This is a genomic window from Monashia sp. HAY1-5C (assembly GCF_056755255.1).
Genome location: NZ_JBPGXG010000221.1, coordinates 1 through 3,918 on the forward strand (window position 1 = coordinate 1; position 3,918 = coordinate 3,918).

The window sequence follows — 3,918 nt, forward strand, 5'->3', positions numbered from 1 at the left end:
TCCGTCGTCGGCAGCGTCAGATGTGTATAAGAGACAGCCGTAGGCGTCGGCGAGCCGCTCGAGGAACCGCGTCGTCGACAGCGCGTACTCCTGGGTGCCGACGGTCTCGATGACGTACGTCGCGAGCATCGAGCCGAGCTCGGCGCAGTGGCGGACCGACAGGCCTGCGGAGAGGCCGGTGAGGTAGCCGGCCCGGAAGGCGTCGCCGACGCCGGTGGGGTCGGCCTTGCGGACCTCGCGGGCGATGCCGACCTCGACGGGCTCCTCACCACGGACGCGCACGGTGACGCCGTCCTTGCCGCGGGTCTTGACCTGCACCCGGACGCGCTCGGCGAGCTCGTCCTCGCTCCAGCCGGTCTTCTGGCAGGCCAGGTGGCTCTCGTACTCGTTCGTGAACAGGTAGTCCGCGCCGTCGACGAGGCGGGCGATGGTCGGCCCGTCGCAGAAGGCCAGCTGCTGGCTCGGGTCGGCCGCGAAGGGGATGCCGCGGCTGCGGCACTCGTCGGTGTGGCGCAGCATCGCCTCCGGGTCGTTGGCGCCGACGACGACGAGGTCGAGGCCCCCGACCCGCTGGGCCACCGGGGCCAGCTCGATGTCGCGCGCCTCGGACATCGCACCGGCGTAGAAGGTGGCGATCTGGGCCATGTCGCGGTCGGTCGTGCAGATGAAGCGGGCCGTGTGCTGGGACTCGGAGTAGTGCACCGACGCGCAGTCGACGCCGTGCCGCTCGAGCCAGGACCGGTAGTCCGTGAAGTCCTCGCCGACCGCTCCGACGAGGATCGGGCTCTGGCCGAGGTTGGCCATCCCGAAGGCGATGTTCGCAGCGACCCCGCCCCGCCGTACCTGTAGGTCCTGGGTGAGGAAGGACAGTGAGATCTTGTCGAGCTGCTCGACGACGAGGGAGTCGGCGAACAGGCCGTCGAAGGTCATGAGGTGGTCGGTGGCGATGGAACCGGTGATGGCGATCTGCACACGGAGAACCTAGCGCGAACGGCGTCGACCGGGGTGGCGCACACCTACCCGCCGGTACGGGGTGTGCGGGCGGCTGCGGCGGAACTAGCGTTGGTGCATGGACACGGCGCTGGAGTTCCCCTCCCCCAGGGACGAGCTCGACTCGGGCAGCGTCTCCGAGCTCGTGATGGACTGTCGGGACCTCGACCTCCCTCACACCGCTCCGCGGGCCTGGCAGCCCCGGCACGTCGACATCGACGTGCCGGACGACGCGGCGCGGTTCACCCGGGGTCTCGGCGACTACGGCAGCTGACCGACTGACGTGGCCGGCGTCGGACATCGCGAAGGGCCCGACCGTTGCGGTCGGGCCCTTCGTCGGCTCAGCTGAAGGAGTCGCCGCAGGCGCAGCTGCTGCCCGCGTTCGGGTTGTCGATGGTGAAGCCCTGCTTCTCGATCGTGTCGGCGAAGTCGATCGTCGCGCCCTCGAGGTACGGGCTGCTCATCCGGTCGACGACGACCTCGACACCGTCGAAGTCGCGCACGAGGTCACCGTCGAGGGTGCGCTCGTCGAAGTAGAGCTGGTAGATCAGGCCGGAGCAACCGCCGGGCTGGACGCCCACACGGAGGCGGAGGTCGTCGCGACCCTCCTGCTCGAGGAGGCTCTTGACCTTGGTCGCGGCGACGTCCGTGAGGACGACACCGTGGGCGGGGGCCTCGGTCTGGGCCTCGGCGGGAGAAGCGTTCGTCTCGACACTCATGTGCTGGTCCTTCGCGTCGTGGTGCACGGGTCAGGAGTCTCAACCCGTGGCGCGCCGGAAGTGTTCCCGGCCCTTCAAGGATACGTCGACGCGGCGTGGGCACGTGCAGACCTCACGGCCCTCCCCCACGGCCGGCCCACGATGCGGACACTCGGGACCACGTCGTGAGCCGGGAGCGGACCGGCAGCGGCGCGCGGTCCGGGGTCTCACCGCACGGGGTCTCACCGCACGGGGTCTCACCGCACGGGGTCTCACCGCCCGGGGGACCACGTCCGCGCGACCCGCGCGACCCGGTCGGCGAGCCGGGCCGCCGGGTCGGCGAGGGAGGCGGCGACGTCTCCGGGTCGCTCGGCGACCGGGTACACCCCCGACAGGCCGGCCGCCATCGCCTCACGACGTCCGACGAGCGCCTGCCCGGGCACGGCGACCGCCGGGATGCCGACCGACGCGGCCGCCTCGGCCACACCGACGACGACCTTGCCGCGCAGCGACTGCCAGTCGAAGCAGCCCTCCCCGGTCACGACGAGGTCGGCACCCCGGACGAGACCGCCGAAGCCGACGGCCTCGAGGACCGCGCCGACCCCCGACGTCCGACGCGCGCCGAGGAGGAGGAGGGCGTACCCGAGGCCGCCCGCCGCGCCCGCTCCGGGCTCGCGCTCCGGGCGCATCGCCGTCCCCGTGAGCAGGTCGTGCGCCGGAGGACGGACCCGGGCGACGACGCTCGCGAAGTGGCCGAGGGCGTTCTCCAAGCGCTGGGCGTCCTCCTCGGTGGCGCCCTTCTGCGGCGCGAAGACGGCACTTGCCCCCTTGAGCCCGAGCAGCGGCGAGTCGACGTCGCTCGCCACGACGATCTCGATGCCGCGCAGGCGCCCGCGGGCCGCGTCGAGGCCGGCGACGTCGTCCGCGTCGGTGGCCGACAGCTCGAGCCCGCCCCGCGCCAGGCGCTTACGAGGCCCGACGCCGAGCGCGGCGAGCAGGCCTGCGCCGGCGTCGTTCGTGCCCGAGCCGCCGAGCCCGACGACGACGCGTCGCGCCCCGGCCTCGAGGGCAGCGAGCACGAGAGTGCCGACGCCGAAGGACGTCGTCCGCGTCGGGTCGCGTTCGTCCGCGCCGAGCAGGTGCAGGCCGGCGGCCTGGGCCGACTCGACGTAGGCCGTGCGGCCGGCCGGCCCGTCGACGAGCAGGACCGATCCCGGCACCTCGCGCCCGAGCGGGTCGGTCGTGACGACGCCGAGCACCTGCCCCACCAGGGAGGCGGCGAGGACGTCGACGAACCCGGTGCCGCCGTCCGACAGCGGCACGAGCGTCAGGGCGTCGTGCGGGGCGCTGCGCGACCAGCCGTCGGCCATGGCGGCCGCGGCCTGCCGGGCGGTCAGCGTGCCGGTGTAGCAGTCGGGTGCGAGGATGACGTGCACGCGTCGCATCCTCCCACCCGGGTGCTACCGGTCTCGTCGCGGCAGGAACAGGCCGGCGTCGCCGAACTCGTGCCAGCCGTACCGGTGCGCGACCGCCTCGTCGTAGGCCGCCTGGGTCAGGGCCGCACCCGCGACCGACTCGACGAGCAGCAGGTGGGAGGCCTCCGGGTCGTGCCAGCCGCTGACGAGCCCGCCGACGACGCGCACCGGCCGGTCCGGTCCGATGACGAGGTCGGTCCAGCCCTCGGCGGCGCGGACGGTACCGCCCGCACCGGTGGCCGACTCGAGCGCGCGGGTGGCCGTCGTGCCCACGGCCACGACGCGACCGCCGTGCGAGACGACGTGGTTGACGAGGTCGGCGGTCCGGGCGGGCACCGAGAACCACTCGGGCTGCGGCGCCTCGCCGGCCTCCTGCGACGACACCCCGGTGTGGAGCAGGACCGGTGCGACGAGGACGCCCGCGGTGACGAGGCGCGTCACGAGCTCGGCCGTGAAGGGCCGCCCGGCGCTCGCCATCTCGGCGCTGCCCGGGACGCTCCCGAAGACGGTCTGGTACGCGGCGAGCGGGTAGCGGTGGTCGAGGTACCCGTAGGCGATGGGCCGGCCGACGCGGTCCAGGCCGGTGAGGAGCTCAGGCACGTCGTGAGCCGCCGTCGGGCCGTCGGGGGCGATGACCGTGGCGCGCCAGAGCCGGTTTCCCACCCCCGTCGGTGACGACCCCTCGTGCGGGTAGGGCGCGTCGAGGTGCAGCCTCGCCCGCACGACCGCCGGGCCGGCGGCCCCCGAGCCGGAGC

The 3,918-nt window shown here is 73.8% G+C and carries 5 protein-coding genes; 1 reads left to right on the top strand and 4 read right to left on the bottom strand.

Going from position 1 to position 3,918, the window contains the following annotated elements; genetic code table 11:
* Positions 1-972: carbohydrate kinase family protein (locus ACR9ZK_RS20930; RefSeq protein ID WP_481343894.1), on the bottom strand; the 972-nt coding region annotated here is incomplete at its 3' end.
* A gap of 97 nt (positions 973-1,069) precedes the next feature.
* Here ACR9ZK_RS20930 and ACR9ZK_RS20935 point away from each other — a divergent pair.
* Positions 1,070-1,264, top strand: a complete 195-nt coding sequence (locus tag ACR9ZK_RS20935; RefSeq protein WP_481343895.1) for a hypothetical protein — start codon at positions 1,070-1,072, stop codon at positions 1,262-1,264.
* Between the two features lie 67 nt (positions 1,265-1,331).
* Here the strand turns inward: ACR9ZK_RS20935 and erpA are convergent, their stop codons facing one another.
* From erpA to ACR9ZK_RS20950, 3 genes are all read right to left on the bottom strand, one after another.
* Positions 1,332-1,709, bottom strand: a complete 378-nt coding sequence (gene erpA / locus ACR9ZK_RS20940; RefSeq protein ID WP_323098708.1) for an iron-sulfur cluster insertion protein ErpA — start codon at positions 1,707-1,709, stop codon at positions 1,332-1,334.
* 251 nt (positions 1,710-1,960) lie between these two features.
* The gene (locus ACR9ZK_RS20945; RefSeq protein ID WP_481343896.1) at positions 1,961-3,124 is read right to left on the bottom strand and encodes a glycerate kinase family protein; all 1,164 of its coding nucleotides are present in this window, start codon (positions 3,122-3,124) and stop codon (positions 1,961-1,963) included.
* Between the two features lie 24 nt (positions 3,125-3,148).
* A partial coding sequence (locus ACR9ZK_RS20950) for an S-adenosylmethionine:tRNA ribosyltransferase-isomerase (protein ID WP_481343897.1) occupies positions 3,149-3,918 on the bottom strand: 770 nt, incomplete at its 5' end.